Here is a 20,120-nt window from a genome sequence, read left to right as displayed (position 1 = left end):
TTGCAGAGTCGACATTAGCGCACCGCTGCCACTCCTAGCTAGCGCAGCATCTGTCACTCTGGGCTCAAACCGGACACTTGCGGTACCGCCACAAATGCAGGGATATGGCGACTGGCTCAGTGCATGACGCAAAGGTCAGAATATTCTTTCGCCCAACACCTATGACTACCGAGGAGCCGGCAGGAACGTGCTTGCGTGCATGATGATGTCGAAATGCTGCATCCCTTTCTGCAGATCAAAACTGACAGAATGCCCGCCTTTACGCAGCAATTCCGCATAGTCCCGGCTTTGACGAATGAATTCGGGTGTGTCGCGCTCGGCGACGGTTACATGGTAACGCGGACCGGGGGCGGGCAGGTGCAGGATGGGTGAGAGATCGTGTATCTCGACCGGGGTCAGTTGCAGCGGGTCATTCACCGGCGTCAGGCTGATCGGTTCAAGATCATAGACGCCGCTGATCAGAATCACCTCTCGTACCCGCAAGCCGGCGCGGGCTAGCGCATCGGCTGAAGTCGCCATCATCATGGCTGCCAGATGTGCCCCGGCGCTGTGCCCCGACAAGGTGATCTGCGCCTGATCGAACCCAAGGGCCGTCGCCTGTGATCCCAGCCAAAGCAGGGCATCGCGGCACTCTTTGATCATCTGATCCAGTCGGGCCTCAGGTGCGAGCTTATAGTTCAGCGTTGCAAAGGCTTGCCCGTTTTCCACCAGTGTAGGGGCCATCATCGCCGACTCACGCTGACTGAGCGCCTGCCAGTAACCTCCGTGAATAAAGACATGCAGCGGAGCGTTGGCCGTCGACGCAGGAAAGAAGTCGAGCACCTGTTCAGATGTTTCGCCGAAGGGCAGGTTTTCCCGGCATTCCATCCGGGCGCGGTTCTGCGCACTCAGCGCGGCGTAGCTTTCAAGATAGGGTGTCAGATCGCCGCCAACCATCGAACTGGGAGAATACTCCTGCTCCAGCTCTGTCTGAGTGAAACCACGATACAGCATCGCCTACTCCTGCCCGCTATACATCAATTCGGTGCGCACATCGTAGAGATCGTGAAAGAATCGCAAGTCCAGCGCTTTGCGCAGGAACGACACACCGCTAGACCCGCCTGTACCTGGCTGGTTGCCAATAACTCGCTCGACCGCGGTGACATGATCAAACCGCCAGCGCTGGAACAGGGATTCAACGTCCATCAGCTTTTCGGCCAGCGCATAGAGGTCCCAATACTGATCGGTATTGTGAAACACCTGAGCCCAGATTTTCACCACGCGCGGGTCGCCGGAATAGGGTTGTGCAAAGTCACGGTTCAGCAGGTCATCAGGCACGTCAAACCCTTGCCGGGCCAGCATGTGCAGCACTTCGTCGTAAAGCGAAGGCTTGGTCAGTGCGGCATCCAATAATTCCATGACTTCGGGATCATGCTGGTGAACCTTCAGGGTCGAGGCATCCTTGTTGCCCAGAATGAATTCAATCTGACGATAGCCATAGCTTTGAAATCCCGAGGAGCTGCCAAGTGCTTGCCGAAAGGTCATGTAATCGGCGGGGGTCATGGTCAGAAGCGTTTCCCACGCGGAAATCAACTGCCGCTGGATTGCTTTGACCCGGTCGAGATTCTTCATTGCCGGGCCAAATTCGTCCTCTTGCAGAAAGCGGCGTACTTCGACCAGCTGGTGATGCATCAGCTTCAGCCACAGCTCGCTGACCTGATGGATGATGATGAACAGCATCTCATCTGGTTGCGCGGGATCCTGAAACGTCTTTTGCAGATTCAGTAGGGTTTTGAGCTGCAGGAAGTCGCCATAGCTCTTGCGGTGGGTTTCGGCGAAATCCGTGACCAGAGTGTCCTCGATCCCGCGTTCAAGATACCGGTTGTCCTTGTCGCTCATCTGCGCCTCCAAACACCTGAGTTCCCTCCTGTTTAGGGGGTGAAGCCGTTTAACGCCAGAGGGTTAGGTCCAATCCAGAACAACCTTGCCGGATCGACCTGATTTCATCTCGCCAAAGCCCTTGGCAAATTCATCAACCTTGAAACGGTGCGTGATCACTCGGCTGACATCCAAACCGTTCTGTAACATGGCAATCATCTTATACCAGGTCTCGAACATCTCGCGCCCATAGACACCTTTGATGGTGATGGCCTTGAATACGATGCGGGACCAGTCCACGGGGGATTTTCCAGGTGGGATGCCCAGCAGAGCGATCTTGCCGCCCATCACCAGTGCCTCGACCATCTGGTCCAGTGCAATTTGTGAACCTGACATCTCTAGCCCGACGTCAAAACCTTGCTGCATGCCCAGTTCGGCGATCACGTCCTGCAAATCTTCCTTGGTCACATCGACAGGGCGCAAGGTTGGCACAACATGCGCAGCCAGCGTCAAGCGGTCCGGATTGATATCGGTGATCACCACATGCCGCGCGCCTGCATGGCGGGCCACGGCGGCGGCCATGATGCCGATGGGGCCTGCACCGGTGATCAGCACATCCTCACCCAGCAGATCAAAGCTGAGTGCAGTGTGCACAGCATTCCCCAACGGGTCGAGAATGGCTCCGATTTCGTCGGGAACGTCATCGGGCAGGGGCACCACGTTGAAGGCAGGTAGTTTCAGGTATTGCGCAAAGGCACCCTGTTCGTTGACGCCGATTCCGCGCGTGCCGGGATCCAGATGGAACTTGCCAGCGCGGCTTTGGCGGCTGTCGGTTGTGATCAGGTGCCCCTCGCCGGAGCAGCGCTGGCCGATCTCAAGCCCGGTCACGTTGCGCCCGATCTCAACGATTTCACCGGCAAATTCATGGCCGGTGATCATCGGGGTGGGCACCGTGGCGGCGGCCCAGTCGTCCCAGTTCCAGATGTGGATATCGGTGCCGCAGATGCCGGTCTTGTTGATGCGGATCAGCACTTCATCCGGGCCGATCTCGGGCACCGGGGCCTGCACCATCCACAGCCCCTCCTCGGGTTTGGATTTTTCCAGCGCTTTCATCGTATTGGGTCGCATCAGATAATCCCCAGCTCTTTGCCGACCTTGCCAAAGGCGGCCAGCGCACGGTCCAGCTCATCCTTTGTCAGCGTCGCATTCATCTGCGTTCTGATCCGTGCCTTACCGCGCGGGACGACGGGGAAGAAAAAACCCGAAACATAAACGCCTTCGTCAAACAGCTTTGCGGCCATGTCCTGCGCCAGTTGTGCTTCGCCCAGCATTACCGGGATGATCGGGTGTTCGCCCGGTAGAAGGTCAAAACCCAACTTTTCCAATCCCGCGCGCCAATACTTGGCGTTGCCGAACAGTTGCGCGCGCAGCATGTCGCCCTCTTCGACCAGACGGATGGCTTCGATCCCGGCAGCAACGATTGAAGGCGGCAGCGAATTTGAGAACAGATAGGGCCGCGCCCGCTGCCGCAGCAGGTCGATCACCGGCTGCGGCCCGGCGATATAACCGCCGATTGCCCCCCCAAGTGCCTTGCCCAAGGTTCCCGTCAGAATATCCACAGCGACACCGAACTGATCCGGTGTACCAGCCCCGTTCGGACCCATGAATCCGGTGGCATGGCAGTCATCGACCATGACAATGGCGTCATATTTGTCCGCCAGTTCGCGGATTTTCGGCAAGTTAGCCAGATAGCCATCCATCGAAAACACACCGTCTGTCGCGATCATGATGTGACGCGCGCCGTCCTCGCGTGCCTGCTTCAGCCAGGCCTCCAGATCGTTCATGTCGTTGTTCAGATAACGATAACGTTTGGCCTTGCACAACCGTACCCCGTCGATGATTGAGGCATGGTTCAGACTGTCCGAGATGATGGCGTCTTCAGGCCCTAACAAAGGCTCAAACAGCCCTCCATTGGCATCAAAACAGGCGGCAAACAGGATCGCATCGTCCTTATTCAGGAATTGTGCCAGCTTCTGTTCCAGCTCACGGTGAATGTCCTGTGTGCCACAAATAAACCGGACCGAGGCCATGCCGAACCCTTTGGGCTCCATCGCATCTTTGGCGGCGGCGATCAGTGCCGGATGATCGGCCAGACCCAGATAATTGTTGGCGCACAGATTGATGACCTGCCTGTCGCCCACAGTAATTTCGCCGCCCTGGGGCGAGGTGATCATTCGTTCACGCTTGTACAGACCCTCCGCTTCGATCTGCACGAGGGTGTCGGTGACATGGGACAGGAATGCATCTGACATGGCGATCTCCGTTCAACTGAGTCGCATGTCTAACATAACGGATGAAATTCCCAAATAGGGGAATTACAGTATGAAGGAAAAATTTCCGTAAAGGCGGAAATGCGCCGGTGTCAGGCGTTTTTGACGATCAGGAACACCCTTGCTGGCTTCTTGGCAGTAATTGAGTGCAGAACGTCGGCCGCGTATCGCGCGGTGTCGCCCTGGTTCAGTTCGCTGACGGCACTGCCCGAGGTGACGCGCACCGCACCTTCAAGTACCGTCAACTGTTCATGCGCGCCGCGGGCGTGTGGTTGGCTGTTCAGCGCGCCATCACTGTCAAAGCGGATATCGTAGACCTCGTGGCCACCGGCCTCTTCGGGCGGGGAGAGGATACGGATGCGGCAATTCTGGCCCATATTGTCGATGCTGGGCACTTCGTCGCTGCGCAGGGTTTCGATCTGATCGGCGTTATTGGCCTCTTCCAGCAGGCCAGCGAAGTCCACCTGCAGGGCGCGGGTCAGGTTCCACAGGGTCGAGATCGTCGGGCTGCTTTCACCGCGTTCGATCTGGCTGACCATGGATCGGGACACGCCGCTGAGATTGGCCACAGCTTCCAGCGACAGGCCTTTGGCGCGGCGGGCCTCTTTCAGGCGGGCGGGCAGGCGCGTCAGGATATCGTCTGAATTTTCCGTCATGACGGAATCTCATGCGCGTTTGGTGGCCTCATGTCAATTCCGCTTGTGACGGTACGTCCTATGGGACAGTTCCAATGGCTGGATGCATAGTGCCCGCAAATCCACGAGGAGAAGAGACATGAAAGATATCGTCATTCTTGATGGTGCGCGCACCGCGATTGGCACATTTGGTGGCGCTTTGGCTTCAACTGCGCCGATTGATCTGGCGACCGTTGTGACTGAAGCGGCGATGGAGCGATCTGGAGTTGCGCCCGAGCAAATCGGCAATGTGGTGTTTGGTCATGTCATTAATACCGAACCACGCGACATGTACCTGTCACGCGCCGCGGCCAAGCAGGCCGGTATCCCCGTTGAAACGCCCGCGATGAACGTAAACCGTCTGTGCGGGTCCGGTGCGCAGGCGATTGTGTCGGCGGTACAGTCCCTGATGCTGGGCGACGCTGAATTCGCTGTAGCTGGTGGCGCCGAAAGCATGTCGCGGAGTCCGTATATCGTGCCACAGGCACGCTGGGGAGCGAAGATGGGCGATGTCACCTCGATGGATATGATGCTGGGCGCGTTGAACTGCCCGTTTGGCACTGGCCACATGGGCATTACGGCGGAAAACGTTGCTGATGAGCACCAGATCACACGTGAGCAGATGGATGAATTCGCGATGGCCAGCCAAACCCGTGCGGCGGCTGCGCTGGAGGCGGGGTATTTCCAAAGCCAGATCACGCCGGTTCAGGTCAAGGTCAAGCGCGACATGGTCGATTTTGTGGTCGACGAGCATCCCAAACAGACATCCGCCGAGGCGCTGGCCGGGCTGCGTCCTGCCTTCCGCAAGGATGGTCGGGTGACGGCAGGCAACGCGTCGGGCATCAACGATGGTGCGGCCGCGATGGTACTGGCCACGGCGGAGGCGGCCGAGAAGGCGGGTCTGAAGCCGAAAGCGCGGATTTTGGGATATGGCCACGCGGGCGTACGCCCCGAGGTGATGGGCATTGGTCCGGTTCCTGCGGTGCAGAACCTGATGGCACGGACTGGTCTGACGCTGGATGATTTCGATGTGATCGAAAGCAACGAAGCTTTTGCCGCGCAAGCGTTGGCCGTGAACAAAGAGCTGGGCTTGGATGCCGCCAAGGTAAACCCGAATGGCGGGGCGATTGCGCTGGGCCATCCGGTGGGTGCAACCGGTGCGATTATAACGCTGAAAGCCCTGTATGAGCTGGAGCGCACGGGCGGGTCCAAGGGTTTGGTCACCATGTGCATCGGTGGCGGTCAGGGCATTGCCATTGCCTTTGAGCTGCTCTGAAACCAAACCAAGCAGGGGGGCTGTCTGCCCCCCATAGCACCTGTGGCGCAATTCCCCCCGAAGGTATTTTTGGCCAGATGAAGCGGGCGGGATTGGGTTTAGCTGAAGCTTGTCAGCAATAAGACGAGGGCCGCGCCGGTAGCGGCACCAATGGTGGCGGGCAAGGCAACGGACCATAGGCGCGAACGGGTCGGCTCATCCTTTTGGGTTTGGGAAATCAATGCGTTTTCGACCAGTGCTGGAAGCCGCGGACCAAACCGGGCCAGAACCATTGCTGTTTTGCCAAGATCGCGAAGTGCGGCGCGGGGGCCGATGGATTGTTTGATGTAGTCTTCGACCACGGGCCGGGCGACTTCCCAGATGTTCATTTGCGGGTCGAGTGAGCGCGCGACGCCTTCGACCACGACCATTGTACGCTGAAGCAGGATCAGCTCGGTACGGGTTTCCATGCCGAAGCGTTCAGTGACTTCGAACAGATAGCTGAGCAACCGTCCCATTGAGATATGGGTGGCGTTCATACCAAAGATCGGCTCTCCAACCGCGCGCAGGGCACGGGCAAATTCGTCGACATCCTGGTTGGCGGGGACATATCCGGCCTCGAAATGAACCTCGGCCACGCGTTTGTAGTCGCGGCGGATAAAGCCAAAGAGAATCTCGGCATAGACCCGGCGCGTGTATTCGTCGATATGGCCCATGATGCCATAGTCATAGGCAATGATATCGCTATTTGCCGCGACCTTCAGGTTACCCTGGTGCATGTCAGCGTGGAAATAGCCGTCGCGCAGAGCATGCAGCAGGAACAGGCGCAGCACGCGTTCGGCCAGATCGCGGCGGTCATGACCGGCTGCATCCAGTGCGCCATTGTCGCCCAGCGGGATGCCATCTGCCCAGCTGAGAGTCATTACCCGACGCGCCGACAGGGACCAGACCACGGGGGGCAACCAGAATCCGGCATCGTCCTTGGTGTTAGCGGCATATTCCGAGGCGGCTGAGCTTTCCAGACGCAGGTCCAGCTCACCCCGGACAACGCCGTCGAAATGTTCGATCACTTCCATCGGGCGCAGGCGGCGCGCGCTGGGGGCGAAGAGTTGCACGATGCGGGCGGCGAAATAGAATGCGTCGACATCTTTGCGGAAGGCGCGTTCGATGCCGGGGCGCAGAACTTTGACGGCCACATCCTCGCCAGTGCTGCGCAGCTTGGCCTTGTGGACCTGAGCGATTGAGGCGGCCGCAATCGGCTCGCTGAACTCATCGAATATCTCGACGACGGGTTGACCAAGCTCTTTCTCGACCTCGGCCATGGCCTCGGCCTTGGAGAACGGGGGCAGTTTGTCCTGCAGCACGCGTAGCTGTTCTGCCAGTTCGTCTCCAACCACGTCGGGCCGCGTGGACAGAACCTGACCGAATTTTATATAGGCAGGTCCCAGGGCGGTGAGGGCACGGGTGGCTGGGGGCATCGACGGATCGCCTTTGTAACCCAGCCATTGAAAGGGTTTGCCCAGGGTGTGGGCCAGAACGCGCAAGGCACGTGGTGCTTCGAACGCGTCCAGGACGACATTCATGGCACCTGTCCGTTCCAGCGTCGCGCCGGTCCGGATCAAGCGGATGATATTGTGAGGGCCGCGCATCAGATTTTCCAGCCGGAATGCAGCGCGGCAATGCCCATGGTCAGGTTACGGTATTTCGCGTTGTCGAACCCGGCGGTGCGGACCATGTTCAGGAAAGTATCCTGATCCGGGAAATTACGGATCGATTCGACCAGATACTGATAGCTGTCATAATCATTGGCGATCAGCTTCCCCATGCGCGGGATGACATTGAAACTGTAGAGGTCATAGAGTTTCTGTAGCCCGTCATTGGGCAACTGGCTGAACTCCAAAACCATCAAGCGGCCGCCGGGTTTCAATACGCGGTAGGCCTCGTTCAATGCCTCTTGCGGGCGGGTCACGTTTCGGATGCCGAAGGAGATCGTGTAGACGTCAAAGGTGTTATCCTCGAACGGTAGGGCCATCGCATCGCCCACAACCCAATTCAGACTGTCCGACATCTGATCCGCCTCGGCCCGCTGTCGACCTTCGATCAGCATCGGCTCGGTCAGGTCCAGAACGGTGGCATGGCCACGGCCTGCGCGTTTCAGGAACCGGAACGAGATATCGCCGGTGCCGCCCGCAACGTCCAGCAGGCGCTGACCGGGGCGTGGGGCCAGCCAGTCCATCATTGCGTCTTTCCAGATCCGGTGAATGCCCATCGACATGACATCGTTCATCACATCGTATTTTGAGGCGACCGAGTTGAACACGCCCTGCACACGCCCGGCCTTGTCGGCCTCGCGCACGGTTTCGAACCCGAAATGAGTGGTCTTGTCGCTGTTGTCGGACATTTGCCTTGCCGTTTGTCGAATTTCGCCTCTGTTATAGGGCGATAAGAACCGGGCACAATGCGGCCCTTTGGAATAGGAGCCAGGAAATGCCCGAATTGCCCGAGGTCGAGACAGTAAGACGCGGCCTGTCCCCGGCGATGGAAGGTATCGTGATCGAACAGGCGGATGTAAATCGCCCCGATTTGCGCTGGCCGTTTCCTGACCGGATGGCCGAACGGCTGACCGGCCAGCGGGTCGATCGGTTGCGGCGGCGGTCCAAGTACATTCTAGCTGATCTTAGCAGTGGCGAAACGTTACTGATTCATCTGGGCATGTCCGGGCGGATAACGGTCTCGGGTGATCCGCTGGGCCAATTTGCGCATACCCATCCCATGCCCGAGAAACATGACCATGTAGTGTTCCACATGGCCAATGGTGCTCGGATCACCTTCAATGACCCACGTCGGTTTGGTGCGATGGACCTGCTACCTACGGCAACCGCCGAGCATCATAAGCTGTTATCGGTCCTGGGACCGGAGCCTTTGGGCAATGATTTTCATGAACAGCATCTGATCGAAGCGTTCAAAGGCAAGAACACACCGGTCAAATCAGCGCTGTTGGATCAGGGAATCGTTGCAGGATTGGGCAATATCTACGTCTGCGAAGCGCTGTATCGGGGTCGAGTGTCGCCACGTCGCAAAGCGGGGCAGATTTCTTCTACCCGCATTGCCGCGTTGGTTCCGATCATCCGTCAAGTGCTGCAGGAGGCGATCGAGGCAGGTGGATCGTCGCTGCGGGATTTCCGGCAAGCCGATGGAGAACTTGGATATTTTCAGCACAGCTTTGATGTCTACGGGCGCGAGGGTGCGCCCTGCCGGACAGGGGGTTGCGGGGCAGAAATCAAGAGAATCACCCAGTCCGGTCGCTCATCCTTCTATTGTGTGCAATGCCAAAGATAGCTTGATCCAAGTTTTTCGCGTGGTAAGGAATCGTACCTGAACGGAACAACCGGAAGCTCTAACTCATGGCTTTTGAGACGATCATCGTCGAAATCGAAGACCACGTCGCCCTCATCAAACTCAACCGCCCCGATGCGATGAATGCGCTGAACACTCAGTTGCTGGGTGAATTGTGCACCGCGTTGGAAGAGGCGGATGGAAACGACAAGGTACGCTGCGTCGTCATCACAGGCTCGGACAAGGCCTTTGCCGCAGGTGCGGACATCAAGGAAATGTCCGAGATGAGCTTTGTTGACGTCTTCACTGTCAACCTGTTTGCCGAGGCCAACGATCGTATCTCGGCCATCCGCAAACCTATCATTGCAGCAGTTGCGGGTTATGCGCTGGGCGGTGGCTGTGAATTGGCGATGCTGTGCGATTTCATCATTGCCGCCGATACTGCCAAGTTTGGCCAGCCTGAAATCAATCTGGGCGTTATTGCAGGGCTGGGCGGCAGCCAACGTCTGACCCGGTTCGTTGGCAAGTCAAAATCGATGGACATGAATCTGACCGGTCGCTTCATGGACGCGGAAGAGGCTGAACGTTCTGGTCTTGTCAGCCGGATTGTACCGGCCAAGAAGTTGATCGAAGAAGCCATTGGCGTGGCCCAGAAAATTGCCGAGAAATCGCAACTGTCGACCATGGCGGCAAAAGAGGCGGTCAACCGCAGCTATGAAGTGCCGTTGAGCGAAGGTATGTTGTTCGAGCGCCGGGTGTTCCATTCGATGTTCGCCACCGAGGACCAGAAAGAAGGCATGGCAGCCTTTCTGGAAAAACGCTCGGCTCAGTTCCGGGACAAGTAAACCGGCCACGAAATATGTATCGAACAGGCGGGCTGAGCCCGCCTTTTTCTTGCCCGCGGTTCAGCAGTACAGAATCGGCTTGGCAAAGCCTCAAAACTTGTCTATGCACCGCCGCTATACATGCGCGTGCGGCCCGCTTGGCCCGACTCACACTCGTGATTCTGATCCGGTGCGGATATCCGCGGCGCGCATTCTACATAACCGTACCGAACAAAGGTCAGAGACACATGGCAAATTCGCCCCAGGCAAAAAAACGCGCTCGTCAGAACGAAAAGCGTTTCGCCGTTAACAAAGCGCGTCGTTCGCGTATCCGCACCTATCTGCGCAAAGTAGAAGAAGCAATCGCATCCGGTGACAAGGACGCAGCAACTGCCGCTCTGCGCGCAGCTCAGCCCGAACTGATGCGCGGCGTCACCAAAGGCGTCTTCCACAAGAACACAGCCTCCCGCAAAATGTCCCGTCTGTCGGCCCGCGTCAAAGCGCTGGGCTGAGTCTTTATGTGACCTAGGGTCACGTAAGCATGGCTGAACTATTCCGAAGGGCGTCGCATATCGCGGCGCCCTTTTGCTGTTGCCAGAATACCGCGTCTTCACGTTGCCGAGAGATTCTTTCGCACAAAGACCCGAGTCAATATCAGAGTTTCGTTGCCGCAGACGTCGGCCTCTTGTTACCACTGATACAGCGATTCACTCGCTTGGGGGGACAGGCTGTTCCTGCGATTGTACTGACGGGCATCAGAGCGGTCGAGGAACGAATGTTGGCATCCGGATAAACCGGTTTGCTGATCTGCTGAGGGTCTTGGGGTAACCGAGGATCCGAGCCCTGTCTAAAGATAAGATTGCGAAGCGCAGGCCGCTTTTCGGGATATTCAGGTGCTGGATGTCACGAGTTTGGATTGTGCTGACTTTCAGGGACAAACCCGCCAAACTTCTGCGGTTTGGCGCAGGGTATCCTTTTGCGAGTGACATCGTGATCCGGGCGACCGGGGCTTAGTAATAAGGCCGACAGGCCAATAAAGAATGGGATGCGTGAGGCGCTTAATGACACAAGAGAAATGGGGACTACTGCGTAACAAACTGCTCAAGGCGATCGGAAAGAACAACTATACCACCTGGATCGAGCCTCTTGAATTCCAAGAGCTGCAGGACGGTGTAGCGGTGTTCTCGGTTCCGACGAACTTTATGGGCAATTATGTGAGCCAGAATTTTGCGGATCTTATCCTGTATGAGATGAACACCGCTGGAGAATCTGTACAGCGCCTCGCGTTCCGAGTGGCAGCGAACTCTCCGGTACGTCCTTCGAACGACGTGGTAACTGCGCCTGCCCGCGTTCAGGAAGCGCAAACGCGGACTTTATCCGCGACCGCGAATGATGCGTTGGAATCCCTGCAGGCGGCGCCGTTGGATTCTCGTTTCACGTTTGACAGCTTTGTGGTCGGCAAGCCCAACGAGCTGGCCCATGCCGCCGCGCGTCGTGTGTCCGAAGGTGGCCCCGTGACTTTTAACCCGCTGGTTCTGTATGGCGGTGTCGGCTTGGGTAAAACCCACCTGATGCATGCCATCGCCTGGGAACTAAAGACTAAACATCCCGAATTGAATGTTCTGTACCTGTCGGCGGAACAGTTCATGTACCGCTTTGTGCAGGCGCTGCGGGAACGCCGGATGATGGACTTCAAACACCTGTTCCGTTCGGTCGATGTGCTGATGGTTGATGACGTCCAGTTTATCGCTGGAAAGGATTCGACTCAGGAAGAGTTCTTTCACACGTTCAACGCGCTGGTAGACCAGAACAAACAGATCATCATCTCGGCCGACCGCGCCCCGGGCGAGATCAAGGACCTGGAGGACCGTGTGAAATCACGCCTGCAATGTGGTCTGGTCGTCGATCTGCATCCCACTGATTACGAACTGCGTCTGGGCATCTTGCAAACCAAGGTTCAGCAATACAGCCGCACCTATCCTGACGTGACTATCGTAGATGGGGTGCTGGAATTCCTGGCCCATCGCATCTCGACCAATGTGCGTGTTTTGGAAGGGGCCTTGACCCGGCTGTTTGCCTTTGCCTCGCTTGTCGGGCGCGAGATCGACATGGAGCTGACGCAGGATTGCCTGGCGGACGTGCTGCGCGCGTCAGAACGCAAGATTACCGTCGAAGAGATTCAGCGCAAAGTGTCAGAATATTACAATATCCGCCTTAGCGACATTATAGGCCCCAAGCGTTTGCGCTCCTATGCGCGCCCGCGTCAGGTGGCGATGTATCTGTGCAAACAGCTGACCAGCCGCTCTTTGCCCGAGATTGGCCGTCGGTTTGGCGGACGCGATCACACCACGGTCATGCATGGCGTCAAACGCATCGAAGAACTGAAGACAACCGATGGCCAAATCGCCGAAGACGTGGAAATGCTGCGTCGCGCGCTGGAAGCCTGAGTATCTTCTAGGCATTAAACAGGCGCCCCGGATCCTGATGGCCGGGGCGTTTTTTTGTGCGCAATAGTCCACGGTTGGCTATGAACTGTGCCCGCAGGGTCACGCGCCTCTTGACCCTGCGGGCAAACCGACTCAGAAATCCATAAAAAATCCTTGTGCCTCGGGGCGGAGGCGCTAACGTGCCAGTCCCGCCCATTTTCGGCACGCAAGTCAGAGGAATTAAGGGTATGAAGATCAGCATCGAACGCGGCACCCTTCTCAAGGCCGTTTCCCAGGCCCAATCCGTCGTCGAACGACGCAACACGATCCCTATACTTGCTAATGTTCTGATCGAGGCCGAAGGCGATCAGGCCATGTTCCGCGCCACCGATCTGGATATCGAAGTGGTCGACAAGGCCCCTGCTCAGGTGGAAAAGGCCGGCGCCACCACGGTTGCCGCCACAACCCTGCACGAGATTGTGCGCAAACTGCCCGATGGCGCGCTGGTCACCCTGACCGCCGACAGTGCGGCAGGTCGTCTGACGGTTGAAGCCGGGCGATCGAACTTCTCTCTCGCGACTCTGCCGAAAGAAGATTTCCCAGTTATGGCCTCATCGGAATACCAGTCGAACTTTACGGCTTCGGCGGCATTGCTGCGCCGTTTGTTCGACAAATCGAAATTCGCCATCTCAACCGAAGAGACGCGGTACTATCTGAATGGCGTCTATATGCATGTTTCAGATGGCTCCGAAGGCGGCAAGGTGCTGCGCTGTGTGGCCACCGATGGTCACCGTCTGGCGCGCATTGACGCAGACCTTCCGGATGGGGCTGCGGATATGCCCGGCGTGATCGTGCCACGCAAAACCGTGGGTGAGATGCGCAAGCTGTTGGACGATGACGAGATGGATATCGCCGTTTCCGTCAGCGAAACCAAGGTGCGTTTCGCAACGCCGGATATCACGCTGACCTCGAAGGTGATCGACGGCACATTCCCCGACTACACACGGGTCATCCCGCAGGGCAACACGCGGCAACTGGAAGTGGATGCGGCTGAGTTTGCGCAGGCCGTCGACCGGGTTGCGACGGTCTCGTCTGAACGTTCGCGCGCGGTCAAGCTGCAGCTGGATACGGATAAACTGGTTCTTTCGGTCAATGCCCCGGACAGCGGTGCCGCCGAAGAAGAGCTGGCCGTCGCTTATTCAGATGAACGGCTCGAGATCGGTTTCAACGCAAAATACCTGCTGGAGATTGCCTCTCAGGTGGATCGCGAAAACGCGGTGTTCCTGTTCAACTCCGCTGGTGATCCGACCCTGATGCGCGAAGGCAATGACCTGAGCGCGGTCTATGTGGTCATGCCGATGCGTGTCTGATCGGCTTTGGGGGCTGATCGCTGAGGAAAGAGAGGGGTCATGACCTTGGCCCTGACCGAACTGACGGTCTCGCATTTTCGCTCTCACAAACTGGCGCGTCTGTCGCTGGATGGCCGCCCGGTTGCCATTCACGGACCCAACGGCGCGGGTAAGACCAATATCCTAGAAGCTGTTTCGATGTTTTCACCCGGCCGTGGCATGCGGCGGGCCAGTGCTGCCGAGATGACGCGTCGCCCCGAGGCGCTGGGCTGGAAGCTATCCGGTCTGCTGCAAGCACAGGGACAGCATTACGAGATCGAGACATGGTCCGAAGGCGGCACGGCGCGGCAGGTTCGGATTGATGGCAAATCCGCCAGTCAGATTGATCTGGGTAAACTGGCGCGGGTTGTCTGGTTGATTCCTTCGATGGATCGGCTGTGGATCGAGGGGGCTGAGGGGCGGCGGCGATTTCTCGATCGCATCGCGCTCAGCTTTGATCCTGCCCACGCCGAAGCCTCGCTGATTTATGAAAAATCCATGCGCGAACGCAACCGGCTGCTGAAAGAACAGGTGCGCGATGCCCATTGGTACGCCGCGCTCGAGGGGCAGATGGCCGAAACCGGGCATCGCATCCATGTGGCGCGCATGGCCGCTCTGGATCATCTGCGCACAGCACAGGATCAGGCCGAAACGGGTTTTCCATCGGCTGATCTTGAGCTGGTTCAAACCGAAGGTGCCATGCCGGAAACGGCGGATGATCTGCGTGAGGGGCTGAATGAAAGCCGCTTTCGCGATCTGGCGGCGGGGCGCACACTGGTCGGGCCACACCGGTCTGACCTGTACGGCGTCTTTGCCGCCAAGGGCGTTCCGGCCAAGGATTGCTCGACCGGTGAGCAAAAGGCGCTGCTGGTCTCGCTGATCCTGTCCAACGCGCGCGCTTTGGCCGGGATGATCGGGGCACCGCCGATTGTGTTGCTGGATGAGGTTGCCGCCCATCTGGATGCCGGGCGCCGCGCCGCGCTTTATGAAGAGATTTGCGCGTTGGGGGCTCAGGCCTGGATGACGGGCACCGGGCCTGAACTGTTTGCAGAATTGGGGGACCGCGCCCAGACCTTGGTTGTCACCGAAGGTGATGAGGGCTCGATCGTCGATTAGGCCGGTTCGCTGACCTTACGTTCCCACAAGAAGCCGCGCATTACTTCGTCGACTGGGGTCTGTGCCATGTGGTTGACGTAATTCGACATGGTTTTCTGCGCCAGGCCCAGCACCACGTCCAACACGGCGCGGTGCGAATAACCAGCGTCAAAGAAGGCTTGCAGCTGCGCCTCGGTGGGATTGCCACGGGTCTGCATCATCTGCAGCGTAAATGTCCGCAGCGCCTCGAGCTTGGCATTGGGCAGCGCGGTTTCGTTGCGCAGCGCTTCGGTGATGTCATCCGTCACCTTCATCATCTTGGCGATGCCGGTATGGGCCGGCACGCAATAGTGGCACTCGTTCTCGACATTGATGGTCTGCCAGACGACGGTTTTTTCGTCATTGTCGAAATCGGTCTGCATGAAGAGGCCATGTAGAACCTGGTAGCCTTCCAAATGCTGTGGGCTTTCGGCCATCACCTTATGCAGGCCGGGCAGGCGGCCAAACGCGGCCTGAGATTTTTCCAGCAAAGGTTTGGATGCTTCGGGCGCGGTGGTCAGGTCGTGGGATGGGAAATCGGCCATGTGGATGCTCCATTTTTTGATGTCTGAGTGGGAAATAGTCTTTCTTGAGTGATCACTCAAGTATATATTTGAGTGACCGTTCAAGAATTGGTGATGTCGATGCCCCGCAAACCTACCTATGACCGAGACGCGCTGATCGCCCGGGCCCGCGACATATTCTGGCGCCACGGCTGGGCCGGGACGTCGTTGAAGGATCTGGAGCGCGAGCTGAAGTTGAAACCGGGCAGCTTCTATGCGGCCTTTGGGTCGAAAGACGCGCTTTATGCGCTGGCGCTGGAACGCTACACGCAGGACGGAGTAGCGCGGCTGACAGCGCTGGCAGAAGACATCGGGCCGCTGGCCGCTTTAAAGACGCAGCCGCAGATTGTGATCGATTCCAGCCAAACGCCGGTGCAGGCCTGTATGCTCGCCAAGACCTTTGCCGAATTGCAGGCCAGGGATCACCAGCTAGCGCAGAAAGCCAGCCGGCATATGGCTGAGATGAAGCAATGTTTTGCGACGCTGTTTAGGCAGGCGCAACAGGCCCGAGAGATCGGTCCTGACCACGATCCAGAGCGGCTTGCGGCGCGCTATCAATCCGACCTGTTGGGCCTGCGATTGTCCGCTGAACGCAGCGACGTCAACGCCAAGGAAATCGCCGCAGATATCGCCGCAGACCTCGATCAGCTTTGATCGGCTGAAAATCCAAACTCTGGCACAAAATATTGGGGGATCGCGTGACATTCCCCACCAGAGAACGTATAAGTTACCAAAATAATATAGGTACTAACGGCATGTCCGAAGACGCACAGGCACCGCAGGAATACGGCGCGGATTCAATCAAGGTTCTCAAAGGCTTAGAGGCAGTTCGAAAGCGCCCCGGCATGTATATCGGTGACACCGATGACGGCTCGGGTCTGCACCATATGGTGTATGAGGTTGTCGACAACGGAATTGACGAAGCTCTGGCCGGTCATGCCGACCATGTGACAGTGAAAATTCACGCCGATTCCAGCGTCTCAGTCAGCGACAACGGTCGCGGGATTCCGGTGGATATCCATCCCGAAGAAGGCGTGTCCGCCGCCGAGGTCATCATGACCCAGCTGCATGCGGGCGGTAAGTTCGACAGCAACTCGTACAAAGTGTCTGGTGGTCTGCACGGCGTGGGCGTTTCGGTTGTGAATGCGCTGTCCAACTGGTTGGAACTGCGCGTCTGGCGCAAGGGCAAAGAACATGTTGCCCGGTTCGAAGGGGGCGAAACCGTCGAGCATCTGAAAGTGGTCGGCGAATGTGGTGACCGTACGGGGACTGAGGTGCGCTTTCTGGCCTCGACTGATACGTTCTCGAACCTCGAATACTCGTTCGAGACGCTGGAAAAGCGCCTGCGCGAGCTTGCCTTCCTGAATTCGGGTGTGCGGATCATCCTGGTCGACGAACGCCCCGCAGAACGGCTGGAAACCGAGCTGTTCTATGAGGGCGGCGTGAAGGAATTCGTCAAATACCTCGACCGATCAAAGTCGTCTGCCATGCCCGAGCCGATCTATATCAAGGGTGAGCGGGACGATATCGGTGTCGAAATCGCGATGTGGTGGAATGACAGCTATCACGAGTCGGTTCTTCCCTTTACCAACAACATCCCTCAGCGCGATGGCGGTACTCATATTGCGGGTTTCCGGGGTGCGCTGACCCGCACGATCAACAACTATGCCCAATCTAGCGGCATTGCGAAAAGGGAAAAGGTCAGCTTTACGGGCGATGACGCGCGCGAGGGCCTGACCTGCGTGTTGTCGGTCAAAGTACCGGATCCAAAGTTTTCCTCACAGACCAAAGACAAGCTGGTCAGTTCCGAGGTCCGCCCGGCGGTCGAAGGGATGGTGAACGAGAAGCTGGCTGAATGGTTTGAGGAAAACCCAAATGAAGCCAAAATCATCGTGGGCAAAATCATCGAGGCTGCTCTGGCCCGTGAAGCCGCACGAAAAGCCCGTGAACTGACCCGCCGCAAAACGGCGATGGATGTGAACTATCTGGCCGGCAAGCTGAAGGATTGTTCCGAGAAGGACCCGTCAAAGACCGAAGTTTTCCTGGTCGAGGGGGACTCGGCTGGTGGCTCGGCTCAGACGGGGCGGGATCGTTTGACACAGGCCGTGTTGCCGCTGCGTGGGAAAATCCTGAACGTGGAGCGTGCACGGTTCGACCGGATGCTGTCGAGCCAGGAAATCGGCAATCTGGTAATGGCGCTGGGCACGGGCATTGGCCGCGATGAGTTCAATATCGAAAAGCTGCGCTACCACAAGATCGTTATCATGACGGATGCGGATGTGGATGGTGCACATATCCGGACGCTGTTGTTGACCTTCTTCTTCCGGCAGATGCCAGAGCTGATCGAGGGCGGATACCTGTATATCGCGCAGCCGCCGCTTTATAAGGTCGCGCGCGGTAAGTCCGAGGTGTATCTGAAAGATCAGGCGGCATTGGATGACTACCTGATCAATCAGGGCGTCGAGGGTGCGGTGCTGAAACTGGGTTCGGGCGAGGAATTGTCCGGCCAGGACTTGGCGCGCGTGGTTGACGAAGCGCGCCAGCTGAAACGCGTTCTGGATGCATTCCCGACGCACTATCCGCGCCACATTCTGGAACAGGCCGCCGTGGCCGGTGCCTTTGTCCCCGGTGCGGTTGATGCCGATCTGCAAGGCGTGGCCGACAAGGTCGCAGCCCGTCTTGACCTGATCGCATTGGAATACGAACGTGGCTGGCAGGGTCGGATCACGCAGGATCACGGCATCCGCCTTGCTCGTATCCTGCGCGGCGTTGAAGAGGTGCGTACGCTGGACGGCCCGATGCTGCGCTCGGGCGAGGCGCGCAAGACCGGCAGTTTTACCCAAAGCCTGCAGGAGATCTATAACACATCCGCAACCCTGATCCGCCGCGACCGGTCGCAGGCCATCCACGGTCCGCTGGACCTGTTGCGTGCCATTCTGGAAGAGGGTGAAAAGGGCCTGTCCCTGCAGCGCTATAAGGGACTGGGCGAGATGAACCCAGATCAGCTGTGGGAAACCACGTTGGACCCGGATGCAAGGACGCTGTTGCAGGTACGGGTGAATGATATGCTCGAAGCTGATGACCTGTTTACTAAATTGATGGGTGATGTCGTGGAACCGCGCCGTGAATTCATACAGAAAAATGCTCTGAGCGTCGAAAACCTGGACTTCTGAATTTTTGTATGTGCGCCCAAAGATTTGCATTTCGCCCAAAGAGTTGCATTTTTAGCCCAAAACTTTGGGCGCATTAACCTTCAACTTTCTTGGTTCGAGGCTCCATATCTTCGGGTCTCATTCTTTGCTTGTTTCGCGCCATCGCCGTATTGCCGGGGAAGGTTTTCGGATGGCCGCTTCCAGCCCTAAGCGGACATACAAAACCGAACTTTGCAATTCCAGCTGTACGGTCAGGAGCCGCCCGAAGCTGGTGCATTGAGATCAATGCCAGCTGATCAGTTGAGACGCGGGACAACCTGCGGCGCTGCGGCACATCTTCCCCCGAAGCGGTGGTTGAAGTAGGACAATCGGAATGGAAGCAATAACCATTCTAATACGGGCGATTTCGCTGTCTGCCCACTAGTGCAGGAATCGGCGGCCACGTTCAAATTGCGGACATTAGAATTCGGGCCAAGTCTTCAGGCCTATCGATCATCACGTAGTGCCCGAATGGCACCGAAATCGCTGTCCACCCCGACTGATGCTGGTATCGCTCAAAAAACGGTTGGCCAAGCCCTGGGACCCAGCCGGTGGCATAGATGTAGGTCCGCTTTAACACCTTGGCTCCGCCGCTCACCAGTTGAATCGGTTGCTCAAATGTCTTGAGTGGTTGCGCGACATTTCGGCGGCCCACCCACGCACAGTCTGCTCCATTCACCGAAAAAGCCTCCGCTGGGCCCGGCGCGACTTTGCCATCGACAGCACTATCACGAAGCCCTGCCGCGATATCCGCAGGCAACACATCCAAGGCGGCCTGCCCATCGCCCGGCACGAGCGCATCGAGGTACACAAGTGAGCGAATGTGGTTGGGCGCTCTATCTGCGACTCCGGTGACGACCATGCCGCCATAGCTATGACCGCACAAAACAATGTCAGAAAGTTCCTCGCACTTGATTACCCCTAGGACATCTTCGATATGCATGGCCAGATCGGTTTCGTCACTCACGAGGTGAGCACGTTCACCCAACCCTGTCAGTGTCGGAGTGAAAACGTCGTGGCCGTCCCTGCGCAGAAGGGCGGCTACGCGAGCCCAGCACCATCCCCCTTGCCACGCTCCATGGACCAATACAAATGTCGCCATAACCCGCCCAACTCCGTCGATACTGCAATGACAGTAGATT

The 20,120-nt window shown here is 57.8% G+C and carries 18 protein-coding genes; 9 read left to right on the top strand and 9 right to left on the bottom strand.

The window, feature by feature from the left end; genetic code table 11:
• Positions 1 to 165 precede the first annotated feature (165 nt).
• From AC2FH2_RS10930 to AC2FH2_RS10910, 5 genes are all read right to left on the bottom strand, one after another.
• Positions 166 to 993, bottom strand: a complete 828-nt coding sequence (locus tag AC2FH2_RS10930; RefSeq protein ID WP_496823550.1) for an alpha/beta hydrolase — start codon at positions 991 to 993, stop codon at positions 166 to 168.
• 3 nt (positions 994 to 996) lie between these two features.
• On the bottom strand, positions 997 to 1,878 hold the full coding sequence (locus AC2FH2_RS10925; protein ID WP_142638241.1) for a tryptophan 2,3-dioxygenase: 882 nt from the start codon (positions 1,876 to 1,878) through the stop codon (positions 997 to 999).
• 63 nt (positions 1,879 to 1,941) lie between these two features.
• Positions 1,942 to 2,970, bottom strand: a complete 1,029-nt coding sequence (gene tdh, locus AC2FH2_RS10920; protein ID WP_142638456.1) for an L-threonine 3-dehydrogenase — start codon at positions 2,968 to 2,970, stop codon at positions 1,942 to 1,944.
• A 14-nt stretch (positions 2,971 to 2,984) separates the two neighbouring features.
• Complete coding sequence (locus tag AC2FH2_RS10915; protein WP_496823548.1) at positions 2,985 to 4,169, bottom strand: glycine C-acetyltransferase; 1,185 nt, start codon at positions 4,167 to 4,169, stop codon at positions 2,985 to 2,987.
• A gap of 110 nt (positions 4,170 to 4,279) precedes the next feature.
• The gene (locus AC2FH2_RS10910; RefSeq protein ID WP_271950762.1) at positions 4,280 to 4,843 is read right to left on the bottom strand and encodes a helix-turn-helix domain-containing protein; all 564 of its coding nucleotides are present in this window, start codon (positions 4,841 to 4,843) and stop codon (positions 4,280 to 4,282) included.
• A gap of 118 nt (positions 4,844 to 4,961) precedes the next feature.
• On the opposite strand from AC2FH2_RS10910, the gene AC2FH2_RS10905 reads away from it, so the two are divergent.
• Positions 4,962 to 6,137: an acetyl-CoA C-acyltransferase family protein gene (locus tag AC2FH2_RS10905; protein ID WP_496823546.1), complete on the top strand. Its 1,176-nt coding sequence runs from the start codon at positions 4,962 to 4,964 to the stop codon at positions 6,135 to 6,137.
• Between the two features lie 98 nt (positions 6,138 to 6,235).
• Here the strand turns inward: AC2FH2_RS10905 and ubiB are convergent, their stop codons facing one another.
• Both ubiB and ubiE read right to left on the bottom strand, forming a co-directional pair.
• Positions 6,236 to 7,765: a 2-polyprenylphenol 6-hydroxylase gene (ubiB, locus tag AC2FH2_RS10900; protein ID WP_496823544.1), complete on the bottom strand. Its 1,530-nt coding sequence runs from the start codon at positions 7,763 to 7,765 to the stop codon at positions 6,236 to 6,238.
• Positions 7,765 to 8,517 carry a bifunctional demethylmenaquinone methyltransferase/2-methoxy-6-polyprenyl-1,4-benzoquinol methylase UbiE gene (gene ubiE / locus AC2FH2_RS10895; protein WP_142638232.1) on the bottom strand — a complete coding sequence of 251 codons (753 nt, stop codon included), beginning with the start codon at positions 8,515 to 8,517 and terminating at the stop codon, positions 7,765 to 7,767. Before ubiE ends, ubiB begins: the two co-directional genes overlap by 1 nt.
• Positions 8,518 to 8,603: 86 nt before the next feature.
• On the opposite strand from ubiE, the gene mutM reads away from it, so the two are divergent.
• The 6 genes from mutM to recF all read left to right on the top strand — a co-directional run bounded on the left by mutM (position 8,604) and on the right by recF (position 15,206).
• Positions 8,604 to 9,455 carry a bifunctional DNA-formamidopyrimidine glycosylase/DNA-(apurinic or apyrimidinic site) lyase gene (mutM, locus tag AC2FH2_RS10890; protein ID WP_142638230.1) on the top strand — a complete coding sequence of 284 codons (852 nt, stop codon included), beginning with the start codon at positions 8,604 to 8,606 and terminating at the stop codon, positions 9,453 to 9,455.
• Positions 9,456 to 9,520: 65 nt separating this feature from the next.
• Positions 9,521 to 10,297 carry an acryloyl-CoA hydratase gene (gene acuK, locus AC2FH2_RS10885; RefSeq protein ID WP_142638228.1) on the top strand — a complete coding sequence of 259 codons (777 nt, stop codon included), beginning with the start codon at positions 9,521 to 9,523 and terminating at the stop codon, positions 10,295 to 10,297.
• Positions 10,298 to 10,524: 227 nt separating this feature from the next.
• Entirely contained in the window at positions 10,525 to 10,788 is a 264-nt protein-coding gene (gene rpsT / locus AC2FH2_RS10880) for a 30S ribosomal protein S20 (RefSeq protein ID WP_142638226.1), read from the top strand.
• Positions 10,789 to 11,337: 549 nt separating this feature from the next.
• The gene (dnaA, locus tag AC2FH2_RS10875; RefSeq protein WP_496823542.1) at positions 11,338 to 12,723 is read left to right on the top strand and encodes a chromosomal replication initiator protein DnaA; all 1,386 of its coding nucleotides are present in this window, start codon (positions 11,338 to 11,340) and stop codon (positions 12,721 to 12,723) included.
• 227 nt (positions 12,724 to 12,950) lie between these two features.
• A complete protein-coding gene (gene dnaN, locus AC2FH2_RS10870; RefSeq protein WP_271950744.1) occupies positions 12,951 to 14,072 on the top strand; it encodes a DNA polymerase III subunit beta in 1,122 nt (373 codons plus the stop codon).
• Positions 14,073 to 14,111: 39 nt separating this feature from the next.
• Positions 14,112 to 15,206, top strand: coding sequence for a DNA replication/repair protein RecF (gene recF / locus AC2FH2_RS10865; RefSeq protein WP_496689843.1), 1,095 nt, complete (start codon positions 14,112 to 14,114; stop codon positions 15,204 to 15,206).
• Here the strand turns inward: recF and AC2FH2_RS10860 are convergent.
• A complete protein-coding gene (locus AC2FH2_RS10860) occupies positions 15,203 to 15,769 on the bottom strand; it encodes a carboxymuconolactone decarboxylase family protein (RefSeq protein ID WP_496823540.1) in 567 nt (188 codons plus the stop codon). The genes recF and AC2FH2_RS10860 overlap by 4 nt on opposite strands.
• A 99-nt stretch (positions 15,770 to 15,868) precedes the next feature.
• On the opposite strand from AC2FH2_RS10860, the gene AC2FH2_RS10855 reads away from it, so the two are divergent.
• Both AC2FH2_RS10855 and gyrB read left to right on the top strand, forming a co-directional pair.
• Positions 15,869 to 16,441: a TetR/AcrR family transcriptional regulator gene (locus tag AC2FH2_RS10855; RefSeq protein WP_496678621.1), complete on the top strand. Its 573-nt coding sequence runs from the start codon at positions 15,869 to 15,871 to the stop codon at positions 16,439 to 16,441.
• Between the two features lie 101 nt (positions 16,442 to 16,542).
• Entirely contained in the window at positions 16,543 to 18,960 is a 2,418-nt protein-coding gene (gene gyrB / locus AC2FH2_RS10850) for a DNA topoisomerase (ATP-hydrolyzing) subunit B (protein ID WP_496689842.1), read from the top strand.
• A 424-nt stretch (positions 18,961 to 19,384) separates the two neighbouring features.
• Here gyrB and AC2FH2_RS10845 read toward each other — a convergent pair whose 3' ends face one another.
• Positions 19,385 to 20,080 (bottom strand): alpha/beta fold hydrolase, encoded by a 696-nt coding sequence (locus AC2FH2_RS10845; RefSeq protein ID WP_480608055.1) that lies wholly within the window; start codon positions 20,078 to 20,080, stop codon positions 19,385 to 19,387.
• Positions 20,081 to 20,120: the final 40 nt, after the last annotated feature.

Source organism: Ruegeria sp. YTSA105 (assembly GCF_059610225.1).
Note: the sequence above shows the minus strand (reverse complement) of the source record. Positions and strands in the feature narration are given on the sequence as shown.